16 protein-coding genes are annotated in these 17,069 nt (G+C 50.9%); 4 read left to right on the plus strand and 12 right to left on the minus strand.

All coding sequences use genetic code 11. From position 1 onward, the window contains the following. Window positions 1-132: 132 nt before the first annotated feature. The 4 genes from potD to potA all read right to left on the minus strand — a co-directional run bounded on the left by potD (window position 133) and on the right by potA (window position 4,142). A complete protein-coding gene (gene potD, locus JFY74_10250) occupies window positions 133-1,176 on the minus strand; it encodes a spermidine/putrescine ABC transporter substrate-binding protein PotD (GenBank protein QQG30361.1) in 1,044 nt (347 codons plus the stop codon). Window positions 1,177-1,409: 233 nt separating this feature from the next. Beyond that, entirely contained in the window at window positions 1,410-2,186 is a 777-nt protein-coding gene (gene potC, locus JFY74_10255) for a spermidine/putrescine ABC transporter permease PotC (protein QQG30362.1), read from the minus strand. Further along, entirely contained in the window at window positions 2,183-3,043 is an 861-nt protein-coding gene (gene potB / locus JFY74_10260; protein ID QQG30363.1) for a spermidine/putrescine ABC transporter permease PotB, read from the minus strand. The genes potC and potB overlap by 4 nt, the downstream gene beginning before the upstream one ends. Further along, window positions 3,027-4,142, minus strand: coding sequence for a spermidine/putrescine ABC transporter ATP-binding protein PotA (potA, locus tag JFY74_10265; protein ID QQG30364.1), 1,116 nt, complete (start codon window positions 4,140-4,142; stop codon window positions 3,027-3,029). The genes potB and potA overlap by 17 nt, the downstream gene beginning before the upstream one ends. A 370-nt stretch (window positions 4,143-4,512) precedes the next feature. Here potA and pepT point away from each other — a divergent pair, with 370 nt between their 5' ends. Then, window positions 4,513-5,745 carry a peptidase T gene (gene pepT / locus JFY74_10270; protein QQG30365.1) on the plus strand — a complete coding sequence of 411 codons (1,233 nt, stop codon included), beginning with the start codon at window positions 4,513-4,515 and terminating at the stop codon, window positions 5,743-5,745. 78 nt (window positions 5,746-5,823) lie between these two features. Here pepT and JFY74_10275 read toward each other — a convergent pair whose 3' ends face one another. The 8 genes from JFY74_10275 to rluE all read right to left on the minus strand — a co-directional run bounded on the left by JFY74_10275 (window position 5,824) and on the right by rluE (window position 13,963). Next, window positions 5,824-6,945 (minus strand): cupin domain-containing protein, encoded by a 1,122-nt coding sequence (locus JFY74_10275; protein ID QQG30512.1) that lies wholly within the window; start codon window positions 6,943-6,945, stop codon window positions 5,824-5,826. A gap of 136 nt (window positions 6,946-7,081) precedes the next feature. Next, window positions 7,082-8,536 carry a two-component system sensor histidine kinase PhoQ gene (gene phoQ, locus JFY74_10280; GenBank protein QQG30366.1) on the minus strand — a complete coding sequence of 485 codons (1,455 nt, stop codon included), beginning with the start codon at window positions 8,534-8,536 and terminating at the stop codon, window positions 7,082-7,084. Next, window positions 8,533-9,222 carry a two-component system response regulator PhoP gene (phoP, locus tag JFY74_10285; protein QQG30367.1) on the minus strand — a complete coding sequence of 230 codons (690 nt, stop codon included), beginning with the start codon at window positions 9,220-9,222 and terminating at the stop codon, window positions 8,533-8,535. The genes phoQ and phoP overlap by 4 nt, the downstream gene beginning before the upstream one ends. 255 nt (window positions 9,223-9,477) lie before the next feature. Then, window positions 9,478-10,848 carry an adenylosuccinate lyase gene (gene purB / locus JFY74_10290; GenBank protein ID QQG30368.1) on the minus strand — a complete coding sequence of 457 codons (1,371 nt, stop codon included), beginning with the start codon at window positions 10,846-10,848 and terminating at the stop codon, window positions 9,478-9,480. A gap of 129 nt (window positions 10,849-10,977) precedes the next feature. Next, window positions 10,978-11,616: a high frequency lysogenization protein HflD gene (gene hflD / locus JFY74_10295; GenBank protein QQG30369.1), complete on the minus strand. Its 639-nt coding sequence runs from the start codon at window positions 11,614-11,616 to the stop codon at window positions 10,978-10,980. A gap of 2 nt (window positions 11,617-11,618) precedes the next feature. Then, entirely contained in the window at window positions 11,619-12,725 is a 1,107-nt protein-coding gene (gene mnmA / locus JFY74_10300; GenBank protein QQG30370.1) for a tRNA 2-thiouridine(34) synthase MnmA, read from the minus strand. Window positions 12,726-12,867: 142 nt separating this feature from the next. Further along, window positions 12,868-13,314 carry an NUDIX hydrolase gene (locus JFY74_10305; GenBank protein QQG30371.1) on the minus strand — a complete coding sequence of 149 codons (447 nt, stop codon included), beginning with the start codon at window positions 13,312-13,314 and terminating at the stop codon, window positions 12,868-12,870. Continuing rightward, window positions 13,307-13,963: a 23S rRNA pseudouridine(2457) synthase RluE gene (gene rluE / locus JFY74_10310; protein QQG30372.1), complete on the minus strand. Its 657-nt coding sequence runs from the start codon at window positions 13,961-13,963 to the stop codon at window positions 13,307-13,309. Before rluE ends, JFY74_10305 begins: the two co-directional genes overlap by 8 nt. Before the next feature lie 100 nt (window positions 13,964-14,063). On the opposite strand from rluE, the gene icd reads away from it, so the two are divergent. From icd to JFY74_10325, 3 genes are all read left to right on the plus strand, one after another. Then, window positions 14,064-15,317: an NADP-dependent isocitrate dehydrogenase gene (icd, locus tag JFY74_10315; protein ID QQG30373.1), complete on the plus strand. Its 1,254-nt coding sequence runs from the start codon at window positions 14,064-14,066 to the stop codon at window positions 15,315-15,317. 327 nt (window positions 15,318-15,644) lie between these two features. Continuing rightward, window positions 15,645-16,118, plus strand: a complete 474-nt coding sequence (locus tag JFY74_10320; GenBank protein ID QQG30374.1) for a phage holin family protein — start codon at window positions 15,645-15,647, stop codon at window positions 16,116-16,118. 28 nt (window positions 16,119-16,146) lie between these two features. After that, on the plus strand, window positions 16,147-17,025 hold the full coding sequence (locus JFY74_10325; GenBank protein QQG30375.1) for a cell envelope biogenesis protein OmpA: 879 nt from the start codon (window positions 16,147-16,149) through the stop codon (window positions 17,023-17,025). Window positions 17,026-17,069: the final 44 nt, after the last annotated feature.

Below are 17,069 nucleotides of genomic sequence, written 5' to 3' on the forward strand. Positions count from 1 at the left end.
CAGGATAATGCTTTTAGCTGTCAATTTGATGGGTTTGAGATATTATTGCTCGCTAATCGATATGAAAAAAACGGCTTCCGATAAGGGAAGCCGCCGTGAGTTAGCCGATCTGCATCGCGATAGCGTGCGCGATTAACGACCCGCTTTTAACTGCTGGAAGTAGGTTTCATACAGCGTGCTGGCGCTGCCGACGTCGTTCTGCCATTCGCCTTTCGCGATGGTTTCATCATCTGGGTACAGTGTTTTGTCCCCTGAAACCTCCGGCGGCAGTAATTTTTTCGCTGCCAGATTCGGTGTTGGATAGCCGATGGTTTCCGCGACCTGTGCTGCTACTTCCGGGCGCAGCAGGAAGTCGATCAGCTTCATCGCGCCGTCAACGTTTTTGGCGTTGGCCGGAATCGCCAGACTGTCCATCCAGAAGATACCGCCTTCTTTGGGCCAAATGACATCCAGCGGTGTACCTGCCTGACGTGCCACGTAGGCAGAACCGTTCCACACCATACCCAAATTGACTTCACCTTCGATGAACGGGTTGCCGGGATTGTCTGAGTTGAACGTCAGCACGTTCGGCATCAGGGCTTGCAGCTCTTTATAGGCCGCCTCAATCTCTTTGGGGTCGGTGGTATTCGCGGAGTAACCCAGTTTACGCAGGGCGATTTGGAACACCTCGCGCGCGTCGTCCGTCAGCAGCAGGCTGTTTTTGTACTTGGTATCCCACAGGTCGGCCCAACGGGTGACGCTGGCAGGGTCAATCATTTCATGATTAATACCAATCGCCGTTGCGCCCCAAATATAGGGAATGGAGTAGTCGTTATTTGGGTCGAAAGATTTGTGCAACAGGTTCGGATCGAGATTATGGAAATTGCTGAGCTTGCTGGTATCAATCTTTTGCAGCATGCCTTCTTTGCTCATCTTAGAGATGAAATAGGTTGAAGGCACGACCAAATCGTAAGCGCCATCCTTATAGGTCTTCAGCTTGGCGTACATACTCTCGTTGGATTCATAGGTGGAGTAAATCACCTTGATGCCCGTTTCTTTAGTGAACTGTTCCAACAGGCCTGGCGGCACGTATTCGGTCCAGTTGTAGAAATAGAGCGTTTTGCTGTCGTTGGCGTTGGCGGTGCTGATGCCAAACGCCATTGCGCAGGCTGCCAGTAGGTGTGGCCACTTTTTCATTATGTTTACCTCCTTACGAGTCCCAAAGGAAATACCCGCCTGGAACCTATCCCATTAGGCTATTTTGTTTGCCATTTTGAACCAGGGCAGTGCTCGAAATCCTCACGTACTACGTGTACGCTCTGGTTTCTGTGCGCTGTCCGTGTCCAAACTGGCTGCACCAATAACGCCTACTGGAATAGGTCCTTACAAGCAGATATGAAAAAACGATATTTATCGTGCTTGCCGCCACCTTACTTTCCGGTGCGGTCGCGTAAAATCAGCTGGCTACTGAGCACCAGCACGAGCGACAGAATCAGCAAAATCGTTGCCAGCGCGTTGACTTCAGGAGAGACGCCGACCTTCACCATCGAGTAAATCTTCAACGGTAGAATCTCATACGCGGGCCCGGTGACAAACGAGGACACCACCACGTCATCCATCGACAGCGTAAAGCTGAGCAGCCAACTGGCGGCCACGGCCGGCATGGCCAGCGGCAGAATGATTTTGCGCAGAATAATCACTTCGCTAGCACCCAAATCGCGCGCGGCTTCCAGCATCCTTACGTCAAAGCCTTTCAGGCGCGAATAGACGGTCACCACCACAAACGGCAGGCAGAAAGTAATGTGGGAAAACAGCAGCGACCAGAATCCGAGCGATATGCCCAGCAGCATGAAGAGCACCAGCAGTGAAATCGCCATCACGATATCCGGCGACATCATCACCACGAACAGCATGCCGCCGACAAAAGGTTTGCCGCGAAAGCGGTAGCGATACAGCGCGACGGCCGTCAGGGAGCCAATCAGCGTGGCGAACGTCGCGGAAAAAACGGCCATCGTCAGTGAGTGCTGTGCGGCCTGGAGCAGGCTGTCGTTGTTTATCAGCAGCCGATACCAGTCTAGTGTAAATCCCTGCCAGTTGATGCCGAAACGCGCCTGATTAAACGAGTTCACGATCAGAATAACGATCGGGATGTACAGGTAAGCGTAAATGATGGACATAAATCCACCGCGGATTAAGCGTCCGGTCATTCCAGCTCTCCTTTTTTATTCAGCAGGCGGGCCGTGCGGTAATAGATAAAGAGCAGCACGCCCATGACCAGCGTCAGGCAGATGCTGGTGGCGGCACCAAACGGCCAGTCGCGGATATTGAGGAACTGGCTTTTAATAACGTTACCGATCAGCAAATTCTTGGCACCGCCCATCAGATCGGCAACAAAGAATAAGCCCATGGCAGGCAGCAGCACCAGCAGGCAGCCGGCGATAATCCCCGGCATGGTCAGCGGGATGACGACGCGCATGAAGGTTTGCCACTTATTGGCACCCAGATCGCGTGCGGCTTCAAGGTAGGATTTATCGAGTTTTTCAATGCTGGAGTAGAGCGGTAGCACCATGAACGGCAGCAGGATGTAAATCAGACCGAGAATCACCGCTTCAGAGGTATACATAATCCGCAGCGGCGTATCGATAAGGCCCGTCCAGAGCAGAAACTCATTCAGATGTCCGCGTGTACTCAGAAAAATTTTTAGCCCGTAAATGCGGATTAGCGAGTTGGTCCAAAACGGCACAATCAGCAGAAACAGCATCAGCGGCTGAATTTTTTTCGGTAAACGTGCCAGAATAAAGGCGAACGGATAGCCGAGCAGCAGACAGCAGAGCGTGGCGATAACCGCCATGTTCAGCGAATGCAGCAGCACAGAAGCATAAAGCGGATCGGCCAGTCGCGTATAGTTTTCCAGCGTAAAGACCAGGCTGACGAAATGGGTGTCATCGCGCGTCAGAAAACTGGTTCCGATGATCATCAAATTGGGCAGGAAAACAAACAGCACCAGCCAGGCAACGATGAGTGTAATAATGGTGTTTTGAAAGCGTTTACGCGACTTCTTCATCGTGCAGGACTACCTCCCAACTTTCCACCCAAGTGACGTCTACTTTCTGGTTGAGCGAATGGTCGAAGTCGGGATCGTCTTCGTTAAAAAACTCGTTGACCATGACCATCTTGCCGTTTTCCAGCTCAATGTTGGATTCCAGCGTCATGCCTTTATAGTTGCGCTCGCGCACGTAGCCCACCATGCCTTCCGCCTGCATGCCGTCGCCAAGTTCTTCGACGCGTAAATCTTCCGGTCGCAGCAGTACGTTGAGGTGTTGGCCGACGTTGACCGGAAAGCTGACGGTGATAACGCATTCGTGGCCTTCGACCTGAGCGCGCACCCGCTGTTCGTCCAACAGCTCCAGCACCACGGCATCAAAGATATTGATTTCACCAATAAAGCTGGCGACGAACAGATTTTTTGGCTCTTCGTAGATTTCACGCGGTGTGCCGTCTTGCTCGATGCGTCCATCTCGCATCACTACGATGCGGTCAGACATGGTCAGTGCTTCTTCCTGATCGTGCGTGACGAAAATAAAGGTGATACCCAGCTTACGTTGCAACGCTTTCAATTCGTTCTGCATCTGCTTGCGCAGCTTATAATCGAGCGCAGACAAGGATTCATCCAGCAGCAGAACCTTCGGCTGATTGACGACGGCGCGGGCGATGGCAACGCGCTGTTGCTGACCACCGGACAACTGGTGCGGGCGACGCTGCGCCAGCTCTTCCAGTTGCACCATTTTCAGCGCCTCAATCACGCGTGGCGCAATCTCTTCGGCGGGTGTTTTCTGCATGCGCAGGCCGAATGCCACGTTCTCAAACACGCTGAGATGAGGAAACAGGGCGTAACTTTGAAATACGGTATTAACGTGTCGCTGTTCAGCAGGCTGATGGGTAATGTCCTGCTTTTCCAGCATGACGTTGCCGCTATCGACCGTTTCCAGACCGGCAATCAAGCGTAGTACAGTGGTTTTGCCGCAGCCGGATGGCCCGAGGATCGTCAGAAACTCACCGTTATTAATGGTGAGATTAAAATGTGAAATGATGTCTTTGCCATCAAAGCCTTTATGGACGTTGAGCAATTCAACGACCGGCACAGTCAGGGAGTTTTCTTTCATTAAGATATAGCTCTATGTCCTGATTTGGCCGATCAACGGTATCTCCGTTGCGATCGTACCAAGGGTTATCACCTTTCAGCCAGCGTGCGCAGTTAAGGGCGGCATTTTACGGGAAACGCTGCCTGACGCCAACTTGTGTGACCCACTTACTGCCGATTGGTGAACGAATGAGGGTGATTCAGCCAATGAATTAGGGTGTATGTTTCCTGATTGTTACCTGATTTAGAGGTTCTTCGTGACACGGTCGCTGCTTTTTGGCCTGAATTCTGGTCTGCCGGTTTGTTAAATCGGGAAAAAACTGACCTGACGCAATATCTACCGGGGTAGCCCTATCCATAATGCCTTTCAGGGTTCAGGGGGTATAAATAAGATGGATAAATTACTCGACAGATTTTTGAATTACGTTTCGTTTGATACGCAGTCTAAATCCGGCGTTCGGCAGGTGCCGAGCACCGACGGTCAGTTGAAACTGGCGCGTGCGTTGCAGCAGGAACTGCTCGAACTGGGATTTGAGCAAGTCGCGCTGAGCAAGCAGGGCTGTCTGATGGCGACGCTTCCGGCAAACGTTGCCTGGCCCGTTCCGGCCATCGGCTTTATTTCGCATATGGATACATCACCGGATTTTAGCGGCAAGAATGTTAATCCGCAGATTCTGGAAAACTACCGCGGCGGCGATATTGCTTTGGGCGTGGGGGATGAAGTGCTGTCACCCGTGATGTTCCCGGTGTTACACCAGCTACTGGGGCACACGCTGATTACCACAGACGGCAAAACGCTGCTGGGAGCGGATGATAAAGCGGGGATCGCGGAAATTATGACCGCGCTGGTGCGTTTGAAGAAAAGCCAGCTCCCGCACGGCGATATTCGCGTTGCCTTTACGCCTGATGAAGAAATTGGCAAGGGCGCTCAGTTTTTTGATGTCAAAGCGTTTAACGCACAGTGGGCCTATACCGTGGATGGCGGTGGTGTCGGCGAGTTGGAGTATGAGAATTTTAATGCCGCGTCGGTTCAGGTGAAAATCGTGGGCAACAATGTGCATCCCGGTAGCGCCAAAGGCGTGATGGTGAACGCGCTGACGCTAGCCTCGCGCTATCACCAGCATGTGCCGGAGAGTCAATCGCCGGAGCAGACGGACGGCTATCAGGGGTTCTACCACCTTCACACCATGAAAGGCTCTGTGGAACGCGCAGACTTGCATTACATCGTCCGGGATTTTGACCGCAACGGCTTTGAACAGCGTAAACAGACGATGCTGGATATTGCGGAAAAGGTCGGCGCGGGGCTGCACCCAGATTGCTATATTGAAGTCACGATTACCGATACCTATTACAACATGCGTGAGCAGGTTGAGCAGCATCCGCACATTATTGCGTTGGCGCAGCAGGCGATGCGGGATTGTGACATTGAGCCGAATATGAAGCCGATTCGCGGCGGCACCGACGGCGCACACCTGTCATTTCAAGGGCTACCGTGCCCAAATCTGTTTACCGGCGGCTACAACTATCATGGCAAACATGAATTTGTCACGTTGGAAGGCATGGAGAAGGCGGTGTCTGTGATTATGCGTATTGCTGAACTGACGGCGCTGCGCGCGAAGCCGTAAGTGTTTCCATTTTGCAGAGATGAATAAGGCGGGACATTCCCGCCTTATCTTTGTACTAACCCGTATTCAAGATTGGTCTTAATCCGCGAAGTACCAGTAACCGCTATTAATCAGCACCGTAAGCTGCGCGAGGAAAGAGGGATCTTCCAGTGCATCGCCCAACTGTTCTGCACCAATAGCAGGGTGCTCAGCCAGCGCAAACAGCGCTGCCTTGTGCGTGCTGTTCACTTTTTCCCCGTTAACGAAGCAGCTATCGCCAACGCAGATGACACGCAGGCCACCTAAACGACGCAGTGGTTCACCCTGTTGCAGATATTCATACACTTCGCCAGCCTGATAAGGCGGCTCCGGCGGTGAGAGATCGAGCTCGTGACGGGACTGGGAAATAAATTCGCCAAACCAGTTCTGGAAATGCTCCGGCTGCTGCACCAAATCCAACATCATTTTTTGCAGCGCATCCAGCTCTTGCGGCAGTACGCTGGCGATATGATCGCGGGATGGTACATCAGGATCGCTGTAGCGATAGCTGCCGAGCTCACGGGAAAGCACATAATCCGCAAAGCCGCTCACCAACTCGCGAGCATTCGGCGCGCGGAAACCCACCGAGTAGTTCAGCGAGTTCTCCAGCGAATAGCCTTCGTGCGGGAAACCCGGTGGAATATAGACGATATCACCCGGCTCCAGCTCTTCATCAATAATGGCGTCAAACGGATCGACCTGAAGCAGGTCGGGATGCGGGCAGTGCTGCTTCATCGGTATTTTTTCACCGATGCGCCAGCGGCGACGCCCCGTACCCTGAATGATGAAAACATCATACTGATCCAGATGTGGCCCTACGCCACCACCGGGAACGGAAAATGAAATCATCAAATCATCGGTACGCCAGTCCGGCAACTGTCGAAAGGGCTGCATCAAAGCTGAAGAGGGCTCATGCCAGTGATCGACGGCCTGCACCAACAGCGACCAGTTGCTTTCCCCCAGATGATCGTAGCTCTCGAAAGGGCCGTGGCTTACCTGCCAGCGTCCGTTCTGATAGCTGACCAGACGGCTATCAACCTCATTTTCCAACGCCAAGCCAGCGAGTTCGTCGGGTGAAATCGGGTCGATAAAATGTGTGAAACCACCTTTAATCAGGAGCGGACGCTTTTGCCAGTAGTTCGCTAAAAAATCCTGCCAGTCGAGATTGAGCTGATAGTCCATACTGTTTTCCAGAAACTTGTTTTTTGAGGAAATGACTGTTCTTGAAGACATGATTTTTCTTGGAACAATCAGTATTTTAAAACAATCAGTATTTTTGCGATAAGTATAGCGGAAGCATCGCGCGCTGTACTGTCTTTCACCCCTCATTCTGGCTAAGGTTCTGGCGGGAGAAAATGGCTTCGACTCGAGCACCACCCAGAGCGCTGTCGCTGATAAGGATCTCGCCCTGATACTGTTCGATAATTTCGACGGCGACGGCAAGTCCGATACCTTGTCCGGGACGCATACGGTCGGCGCGCTGTCCACGAAGGAAAATGATTTCACGTTTACTTTCGTGGATGCCGGGACCGTCGTCATCGATAATCAGGTGCAGTTTGTGATCGGAGTATTGCACGCTGACTTCGACAAACTCTAGGCAGTACTTACAGGCGTTATCAAGAATATTACCCAGCACTTCCATAAAATCATTCTTCTCGCCCACGAAGGTCAGCTCAGGCGGAATATCGAGCGTCAGTACTACGCCCTTACGCTGATATACCTTGTTTAATGCGGAACACAGGCCATCTAGCATCGCCGGGACCGAGTGCACTTCACGTATCAGTAAATTGTGCTCAGAACGCACGTAGGCGCGGTGCAAATAATAGCCAATCTGCTGCGAGATACGGCTGATCTGCGACAGCATAATGGGCTCGGCCTGATCGATAGTGATCTCTTTACCGGTTCGCAGCGCACGTAACGTGGTCTGTAAAACTGCCAGTGGTGTTTTTAAACTGTGTGTGAGATCGGTGAGCGTTGTGCGGTACTTATGGTAGCGCTGGCGTTCGTTATTCAGAAGAATATTCAGGTTTTTTACCAGGCTGAACAATTCGCGCGGCGGGTTTTCATCCAGTTGATCGCGCGTCCCTTTTTCCAGCTCGGCGATCTGTTTTACCAGATGCTGAATAGGACGTAGGCTCCAGTGAGCGCCCAGCCACAGCAGGGGAAGTACCAGCAGAAGGTTGGCGATCAACACATAGCTGAACCATTCCCACACCACGTCTTCCTGCTGCAGCTCCTGCGGAATGCGATCGACGACAACAATGGTGATCGAGGGGAGATGAGCGGTTTTTGGATAAACGTTCACGGCGATGGAGTGCGTTAACGCATTGCTCTGCGTGCCATTCAGCGCTCGCAGGCTACCCAGTAGTAAGGTGTTACCCGTTAATACTGCGCTGCTGGTATTCGTATCGGTATCCAGTTCGTGATAGGCCGTCTTATTCAGCCACTCCGGCTTGATTAGTGCTTCCAGCTCGGGAACATGTTTTTCGCGCCAAAGCATATTGCCATGCTCATCGTATATCAGCACCAGCGTGGGGAAATTGATGTCAATGTCGGGGGGCGTGACGATAGTCAACTGGTTATCGCGCCACTGTGCAAGACTGTAGTAGAGGTTACTTTCACCGCGCAGTAAACGGAATGAAGTTTTATCAAAGTTGATGCTATAGCCGATAATAGCAACGATGCCATAAGCTAGCGACAGTGCCAGTACAATGGCTGCTGTCGCTAATAAAAAACGAATACGAAGCGAGAAGGGTAGCTTCCTATCGCTCATACTGATCCTGAAGGGGTATCTATATCAAAGCGATATCCTTGCCCGCGTATGGTAGTGATGACATCTGGTGCCTCTGCCTGCTGAATTTTCTTGCGTAGTCGTCCCATCAGCACATCGATGGTGTGGCTTTCCCGCAGTTCTGCATCCGGATACAGCTGCAACATCAGCGACTCTTTGCTGACGACTTTTCCTTTGTTGCGAATTAACGTCTCGATAATCGTGTATTCAAACGCGGTGAGTTTGATTGGACCGCCGTGGATTACCAGCTCGCGGCGCGATAAGTCGATCTCAAAGGGCGGCAGGCTGATGACTTGCGATGCCAGCCCGCTGTTGCGCCGCATCAGTGCCTGCAGGCGCGCCACGACTTCTTCCATATGGAAGGGCTTGGTCACGTAATCGTCTGCCCCCGCTTCCAGCACCGCCACCTTGTCCTGCCAACCTTCACGGGCTGTCAGTACCAGAATTGGGAGTTTGACCTGACGGGCGCGCCAGCGGCGGATCATACTCATGCCGTCTTCATCGGGCAACCCGAGGTCGACAATGGCGATGTCCGGCATATTTTCATTCAAAAAATAATCGGCCTCTTTTGCGTCAGACGCTGCGTCAACCTGATGCCCCATTTCGTTCATCTGAACGGTTAAATGGTGGCGCAATAATACATTATCTTCAACGACCAAAATCCGCATCGCTATATCCTCTGTCGAATAGAAATGGTGATGTTTATCGTAACGATTTCATTACACCATATCTTTTCCGCATTCCTCGCCGTGTATATAATAGTTATATACAAGGAGAATAGTCTATTTTATCCGCTGGATTATCCACAGAGAGAGTAAACCGAATGTAAACGGTGTGAAAATGAGAGGTAATTGTTAATGTGTCTAAGAACTGGCGGGTAAGGACCCCCGCCAGAGAGAAGTATTGATAGGGCTTGATAACGGTTATTTCAGGTCATCAACCATTTCGATAGCGCGGCCGATATAGTTACCTGGGGTCATGGCTTTCAGGCGCATTTTTTCCGCTTCTGGTAATGCCAGACCGTCGATAAATTCTTGAATGCCGGCAGCATCAACGCGTTTGCCGCGAGTCAGTTCTTTCAGCTTCTCGTACGGCTTTTCGATCCCGTAGCGGCGCATCACAGTCTGGATGGGTTCTGCCAATACTTCCCAGTTGTGATCCAGTTCGTCAGCCAGACGATCGCGGTTCACTTCCAGTTTGCTAATACCCTTCATCGTGGCCTGATACGCAATCAGTGCATAGCCTACACCCACGCCCAAATTGCGCAGTACGGTAGAGTCGGTGAGGTCACGCTGCCAGCGAGACACTGGCAGTTTGCTAGCCAGATGCGCCAGCACGGCGTTTGCCAGACCCAGGTTACCTTCCGAGTTTTCGAAATCAATCGGGTTAACCTTATGCGGCATGGTTGAGGAACCGATTTCGCCTGCAATGGTTTTCTGTTTGAAGTGGTTCAGCGCGATGTAGCCCCAAATATCACGGTCAAAGTCGATCAGGATCGTGTTGAAGCGCGCGATGCAGTCGAACAGCTCAGCGATATAATCGTGCGGTTCGATCTGCGTGGTGTACGGGTTCCAGTTAATACCCAGTGACGTGACAAAACTTTCGCTGAACTGATGCCAGTCTACTTCCGGATAGGCAGCCAGATGGGCGTTATAGTTACCGACGGCACCATTAATTTTACCCAGAATCTCAACCTGTTGCAGTTGGCGATATTGGCGCTCCATACGGTAAGCCACGTTAGCGAACTCTTTACCAATAGTGGATGGTGTGGCGGGCTGGCCGTGTGTACGGGAAAGCAGCGGGATATCGCGATATTCCTGTGCCAGCGTTTTCAGCACATCAATGATTTGACGCCAATGCGGCAGGATGACGTCGCGGCGAGCAGTATCCAGCATCAGCGCGTGAGACAGGTTATTGATGTCTTCTGACGTACAGGCAAAGTGGATGAACTCGTTGACGGCGTGCAGCGCCGGAATCGCGGCCACTTTTTCTTTCAGGAAGTACTCAACGGCTTTCACGTCGTGGTTGGTGGTACGCTCGATAGTTTTAATGCGAGCCGCATCTTCTTCACTGAATTCGGCGACAATTTTATCAAGGAAAGCGTTTGCGTCAGCATCAAATGCAGGAACTTCCTGGATCTCTGCACAGGCTGCCAGTTTTTGCAGCCAACGTACTTCAACCTGCACACGGAATTTCAGCAAACCGAATTCGCTGAAAATGGTGCGCAACGTGCTGACTTTATCGCCGTAGCGTCCATCAATAGGGGAAACGGCGGTCAGTGAGGATAATTCCATCGCAAGCAACTCCTGAGATTGGTTTCAATAACGATTAATTTCGATAAGGACAATGAATTATTAACAATAATCAATTTCGTGACGCTGGCGTTACTCACACCAGCGTCGATCATAGCGGCAAGAATACCATCAAACGGATGGGCAACGCGCCAATATCTGTTTCGCTTCTTTGACCAACTGGCTGCGTGAGAACATCAACTGCAAGCGTCCGCCGCCAATCTGTTGCCAGAGAACCGTAGAGCGGATACCGGCCAGCAGCGCGGCTCGCACTTTAGCCTGCACCTGACTGTTTTTCAGCACTTCCGGCGAACCGGTAACCTGAATACGTGGCCCCAGCGTACTGATGACATCCACATAAATCGCGGCCAGCGCACTCACAATCGTCTCGGAAAGCAGCTCGAAATGCTCCAGTTGACGCTCCAATTGCCCGATGCGTTTGCCCAATTCGTCAAGCGCGGCAGACTTTGCATTCAGCTTGCGTTCTAACGCAATCAGGCTGAAAGCGTAGCGTGATAGCTCTGCACCCGCGCCTTTATTGCTGCTGCTATTCAGAATGCCGAGCAGCGTTTCCAGCCCAACTTTCAGGTTCTGCTCGTCATTACTGTAAACGGCTAGCGTAGACGCCGGATTGAGATTCAAAACGCTGTTCAGCGAGGTATGTAGCACATCGTTATTACAGTTCCCTGTATGGGCCAACTGTTGGACTAAGTGTGCCGACTGACAAATGCCCGCTAGCGCTAGCGTGATTTCATAATAGTTCTTAGCCACGGTTACTCCTGTAAGCGTTCTTCGATGATGCCGCCGCCAAGGCAAACCTCGTCCAGATAAAACACGGCAGATTGGCCCGGAGTCACGGCTGCGACGGGCTCATCAAAACGCACGGTAATGCGATCGTCGCCAAGTGGCGTGACGGTGCAGGGGATATCTGCCTGACGATAACGAGTTTTCACCGTACAACGTAATTCAGCGGTGAGCGGCTGACGATCGACCCAGTGTAACTGCTGTGCGATTAAACCGTACGACATCAGGCGAGGGTGTTCGTGGCCCTGCGCGACATACAGAATGTTGTTGGCGACATCTTTATCCACCACGTACCAAGGATCTTCGCCGCCATCTTTGACGCCGCCAATACCCAGACCTTTGCGTTGCCCCAGCGTGTGGTACATCAGCCCCTGATGCTGCCCCATCGGTTTGTTGTCATCGACGGACAGAATCGGACCCGGCTGTGCGGGCAGGTAGCGCGCCAGAAAATCGGTGAATTTGCGCTCACCGATGAAGCAAATACCGGTAGAGTCTTTTTTTTTCGCGGTTGCCAGTTCCAGCTCTTCGGCAATTTTACGCACCTGCGGTTTTTCCAGCTCGCCGACCGGGAACAGACTTTGTGCGATCTGTTCGTGGCTCAGCGTATAAAGAAAATAGCTCTGGTCTTTGTTGCCGTCCATGCCGCGTAGCAAACGGCTTTTACCGTCAACGTCGTGACGACGGACATAGTGGCCTGTCGCGATGTAGTCTGCGCCGAGATCTTCAGCGGCGAATTCCAGGAAGGCTTTGAATTTGATTTCTTTATTGCACAGGATATCGGGGTTGGGGGTACGGCCCGCTTTGTATTCTTCAAGGAAGAGTTCAAAAACGTTGTCCCAATATTCAGCGGCAAAGTTGACGGTATGTAATTCGATACCCAGCTTGTCGCAAACGGCCTGCGCATCGGCAAGATCGGTGGCCGCTGAGCAATATTCTGTGTCGTCATCCTCTTCCCAGTTCTTCATGAACAGGCCTTCAACATGATAGCCCTGTTGCTGTAACAGGTAAGCGGAAACGGAGGAGTCAACACCGCCGGACATACCGACAATCACTTTTTTCTGGCTGTTATCTGGCATGGGAGTCTCACGAACTGAAATTTACTGACGCATTGATGCGAAAACAAGCGGCATATTTTAGCATGTTGAGCCGAGGGCTGCATCGCTATTCCTGCCGTTAAGTAGTCAGTCCATTCGCGGCAGGTTTAAAACAGACTTCTGTCTAAAAAGGCCAGTTGAACGCACCCAATACGGTTAACGAATAGCGCTCTGGCTGCTGATAGCAGCGAATACTTTCGGCCACCAGCGGTGAACGAAGCTGGCGCGAATGCAGAATTTCCTCGGCGGTCAGCCAGCGGCAGCATTCGATATCGTTGTCGTACGGCTGAGTTTCGACCCGCGTAGGCAAATCGAGCGCGAAGCAAAAGCGCAGAAACGGTGTGCTGTCGGGCGCGATCCATTGGTGCAGACGCAAGAAGCTTTGCGGCGTGGCTTGAATGCCCGTTTCTTCCCACAATTCACGGCTTGCCGCCTGAATCAACGTCTCGTCAGCTTCCAGATGGCCCGCGGGCTGGTTCCACAATAATTTATCGTTAATTAACTCTTCGACGACCAGAAAATGGTTTTCGGCCTGTACCACACAGGCGACTGTCACATGAGGTTTAAACATCCGTTATCTCCTTCCATTCTCCGGGTAACAGGTTTTCTACGGTCTGATTGGCCATACCGTATCGAATCAGACGCAATGTAGGATACCCGATATTCGCTGTCATACGACGGACTTGCCGATTACGACCTTCATGCAGCGTGATTTTTAACCAGCAGTCTGGAATGCTTTTACGCTCGCGTATGGGCGGATTACGCGGCCACAGCCAGCTGGGTTCCGGTACGATCTCCGCTCCTGCGGGCAGCGTTTTACCGTCATTCAGGTCCAGGCCCGTACGAAAGCACGTCAGTGCGGCGGCGTCAGGAATACCTTCGACCTGCACATAGTAAATTTTGGCCGCTTTCTTCGTTGGCTGGGTTAGCTGTGCCTGAAGCTTGCCGTCATTGGTGAGAATCATCAGGCCTTCACTGTCGCGATCCAGACGCCCGGCGGCATAAATACCGCTAATCGGAATATAATCTTTCAGCGTGCGACGCCCGGCTTCATCAGTGAATTGCGGTAGCACATCGAAGGGTTTATTGAACAAAACGATGCGGCGCGGCGCGTTGTCAGGCGGCCTTTTTCTCGCTGGCTGTGAGCTGAATCGTTTAACTTTGTGATTTTTAACAGAGAATTTATTCATCATCTTTATAGTCGCGGATAACAAAAGCATTATACTCAAATGGTTTGCGATTGGCGCGGGCTAAATATTCAAGTAGTATTGACACGTATCTTACAAGTCATTAACAAAATTGCGCTCGAAGGAGAGGTTAATGGAAAGCAAAGTAGTTGTACCGACAGAAGGTCAGAAAATCACGGTTGATGCTCAAGGTAAACTGGTTGTTCCAAACAACCCGGTCATTCCGTTTATCGAAGGTGACGGCATCGGTATCGATGTAACGCCAGCCATGATCAACGTCGTTGACGCCGCCGTGAAGAAAGCCTATCAAGGCAAGCGCACGATTTCCTGGATGGAGATCTACACGGGTGAAAAATCCACGCAGGTCTACGGTAAAGATGTCTGGCTGCCGGAAGAAACGCTGGATTTGATTCGTGAATATCGTGTGGCGATTAAGGGCCCGCTGACAACGCCAGTCGGCGGTGGTATTCGTTCTCTGAACGTTGCACTGCGCCAACAGTTGGATCTGTATGTTTGCCTGCGTCCGGTACGCTACTACGAAGGTACACCTAGCCCGGTTAAACAGCCTGAGCTGACCGACATGGTAATCTTCCGCGAAAACGCCGAAGACATCTATGCAGGTATCGAGTGGAAAGCGGGTTCTGCTGAAGCAGACAAAGTGATCAAATTCCTGCGTGAAGAAATGGGTGTTAGTAAAATCCGTTTCCCTGAGCAGTGCGGTATCGGCGTGAAGCCGTGTTCCGAAGAAGGTACCAAACGTCTGGTTCGCGCCGCTATCGAATACGCGATCACCAACGACCGTGATTCCGTCACGCTGGTACACAAAGGCAACATTATGAAATTCACCGAAGGCGCGTTCAAAGACTGGGGTTACCAGTTGGCGCGTGAAGAATTCGGCGGTGAGCTGATCGATGGTGGCCCGTGGGTGAAAATCAAGAATCCGAACACCGGCAAAGAGATCGTGGTAAAAGACGTGATCGCCGATGCATTCCTGCAACAAATCCTGCTGCGTCCTGCTGAATACGATGTGATCGCCTGTATGAACCTGAACGGTGACTACATTTCTGATGCCCTGGCGGCACAGGTTGGCGGTATCGGTATCGCACCGGGCGCGAACATCGGTGACGAATGTGCACTGTTTGAAGCCACGCACGGTACGGCACCGAAATATGCAGGTCAGGATAAAGTGAACCCAGGTTCTGTGATTCTGTCTGCTGAAATGATGCTGCGTCACCTGCAATGGTTCGAAGCGGCTGACCTGATTGTTAAGGGCGTTGAAGGCGCGATCAAGAACAAGACCGTGACTTACGATTTCGAACGTCTGATGGAAGGCGCTAAACTACGGAAATGTAGTGAGTTTGCGCAAGACATCATCGATAACATGTAATCCAGTGTTAAGCATGGGTTAACAATAGGGGCCTCGATTGGCCCCTTATTTTTTGTGTTAAAAACCTTTCCCCAAAATGTTTCCCCAAAACCGTTCAATAACTAGGCTAGTTTTGTGCCGATAATCACCTAATCCTTACCTCTGTCATCGTTATATTTGTCAGTCATTTTCCTCGATCTGTGACCTGGTAGTTTCTGAGTGTCGATCCCTCGATCGCGATAAAGCCTTTCTGAAAGAAATCGCTGTTCGTGAAAGGTTGGCTCAGTTCCCTAATCCCATATCGATCCGCTTTTATCTCTGACTTTTTGAATGTAGAAGTCAGTATTTTTGTTGATACGCGTTGCGTATACGGGCGGTTGTTGGAGAAAAATAATGTTGGAGGCGGTGTTATACGGAGTTTTCACACTAGCGGTGATTTTCGCTCTGGAATATCACGACGTCCACAATGAAATTGCCCATCAGATCAGCACAGCACAGCACAGCACAAATATTAAAGTGAATTCAGATGAAACGCAGACTGTTTACAGGACAATTATCAAATGTGACCCGGTCGGTCGTCAGTGCGTTAGCGATGATGTTACTGAGCGGTTGCTTGGCTACACGTACCGTTTACGTGCCAGCGCAATGCATTCCATTACCAACGGAACTGACTCAGCCGGTATTGGTTCCACTGCCACCGGTTGCAGACTGGCATATGCGCAGGTTGTTTATTGGATTGATCCGCTATTGACGGCAATTGATCAAGCTAACAATCAGCTTTCTGGAATACGTAGAACGGAATCCATTTATTCCTCGCAATAGTGGGGATCTTTTATCAAGAGGAAGTGAAATGAAAAAATACGCTATTGCGTTAATGTGCCTGTTTTCGGTTTCAGCATTTGCCGAGACCTATAAAGGCTATCCTGATATCCCAGGCAATGCAGTTGGTTTTGCTACAGAGGTCATCAGTTATACTCCAGGGAAAAATGTAGACTCAAATCGTAAAGTGCCAGAGCGGGTTTTGGGGGAGCCTACTGTTTACAGTATCGGTAATGCGTCATTATCTCTTGGTTCAGCAGGCAGTATGGTTGTCGGTTTTGCTCCGTACGCTATTAAGAAAAGTGGCACAGCAGACGCTGATTTTTATATTTATGAAGTTGGGATTTACGAATCATGGGATGCTTATGTTTCTAATGATGGCAATTTATGGATCAAGGCTACTGCGGTATTTACTGAGATCAATCCTGAGCCGGACAGTATCGTCGCAACTCGTGGTTCAGTTATTGGCTATGATGTTGACGTTATTGATTCGACAGAAGATTCATTTGCCTATCTAAAAATCGTAGACACGAGCCTATCATCCTATACAGGGTCAGCCGGTTCAGATATTGATTCTATTGTTATTACGAGTGCTAAAGCACTCGGCACTGAAGTATTTGTCGACACCGACTCACGCAACGGCAAGGTTTACAATCTGTATCAGAATGATGTCACTGGAGCAGTAGGCGTCAAAATCATTAATAAAGATAACGTTGTGTCGTATGTCCCTTTCTCTACCGATGACTCTTTGAAGGCTATGGCATTATCGCTACAAGGTGATTTCAATTGTGATGATGAAAAAGATATTAACGTCTTGGCAGCGCGTAAATCTGATAACATCCACTTAAACATCATTAAGCAGCAAGATGGCACAGCCATTAGGACTATCGATAACTCAGTTATCAAATAAGGCATTACAGCAGGCATTCACTGAGTGCCTGTGATAATGCTACA

The organism is Pectobacterium carotovorum, assembly GCA_016415585.1.
GTDB lineage: Bacteria > Pseudomonadota > Gammaproteobacteria > Enterobacterales > Enterobacteriaceae > Pectobacterium > Pectobacterium carotovorum_K.

Coding starts and splice junctions, on each gene's coding strand:
- potD (QQG30361.1), bottom strand. CDS start 1,176: ATGAAAAAGTGGCCACACCTACTGGCAGCCTGCGCAATGGCGTTTGGC.
- potC (QQG30362.1), bottom strand. CDS start 2,186: ATGACCGGACGCTTAATCCGCGGTGGATTTATGTCCATCATTTACGCT.
- potB (QQG30363.1), bottom strand. CDS start 3,043: ATGAAGAAGTCGCGTAAACGCTTTCAAAACACCATTATTACACTCATC.
- potA (QQG30364.1), bottom strand. CDS start 4,142: ATGAAAGAAAACTCCCTGACTGTGCCGGTCGTTGAATTGCTCAACGTC.
- pepT (QQG30365.1), top strand. CDS start 4,513: ATGGATAAATTACTCGACAGATTTTTGAATTACGTTTCGTTTGATACG.
- JFY74_10275 (QQG30512.1), bottom strand. CDS start 6,945: ATGGACTATCAGCTCAATCTCGACTGGCAGGATTTTTTAGCGAACTAC.
- phoQ (QQG30366.1), bottom strand. CDS start 8,536: ATGAGCGATAGGAAGCTACCCTTCTCGCTTCGTATTCGTTTTTTATTA.
- phoP (QQG30367.1), bottom strand. CDS start 9,222: ATGCGGATTTTGGTCGTTGAAGATAATGTATTATTGCGCCACCATTTA.
- purB (QQG30368.1), bottom strand. CDS start 10,848: ATGGAATTATCCTCACTGACCGCCGTTTCCCCTATTGATGGACGCTAC.
- mnmA (QQG30370.1), bottom strand. CDS start 12,725: ATGCCAGATAACAGCCAGAAAAAAGTGATTGTCGGTATGTCCGGCGGT.
- JFY74_10305 (QQG30371.1), bottom strand. CDS start 13,314: ATGTTTAAACCTCATGTGACAGTCGCCTGTGTGGTACAGGCCGAAAAC.
- rluE (QQG30372.1), bottom strand. CDS start 13,963: ATGCTTTTGTTATCCGCGACTATAAAGATGATGAATAAATTCTCTGTT.
- icd (QQG30373.1), top strand. CDS start 14,064: ATGGAAAGCAAAGTAGTTGTACCGACAGAAGGTCAGAAAATCACGGTT.
- JFY74_10325 (QQG30375.1), top strand. CDS start 16,147: ATGAAAAAATACGCTATTGCGTTAATGTGCCTGTTTTCGGTTTCAGCA.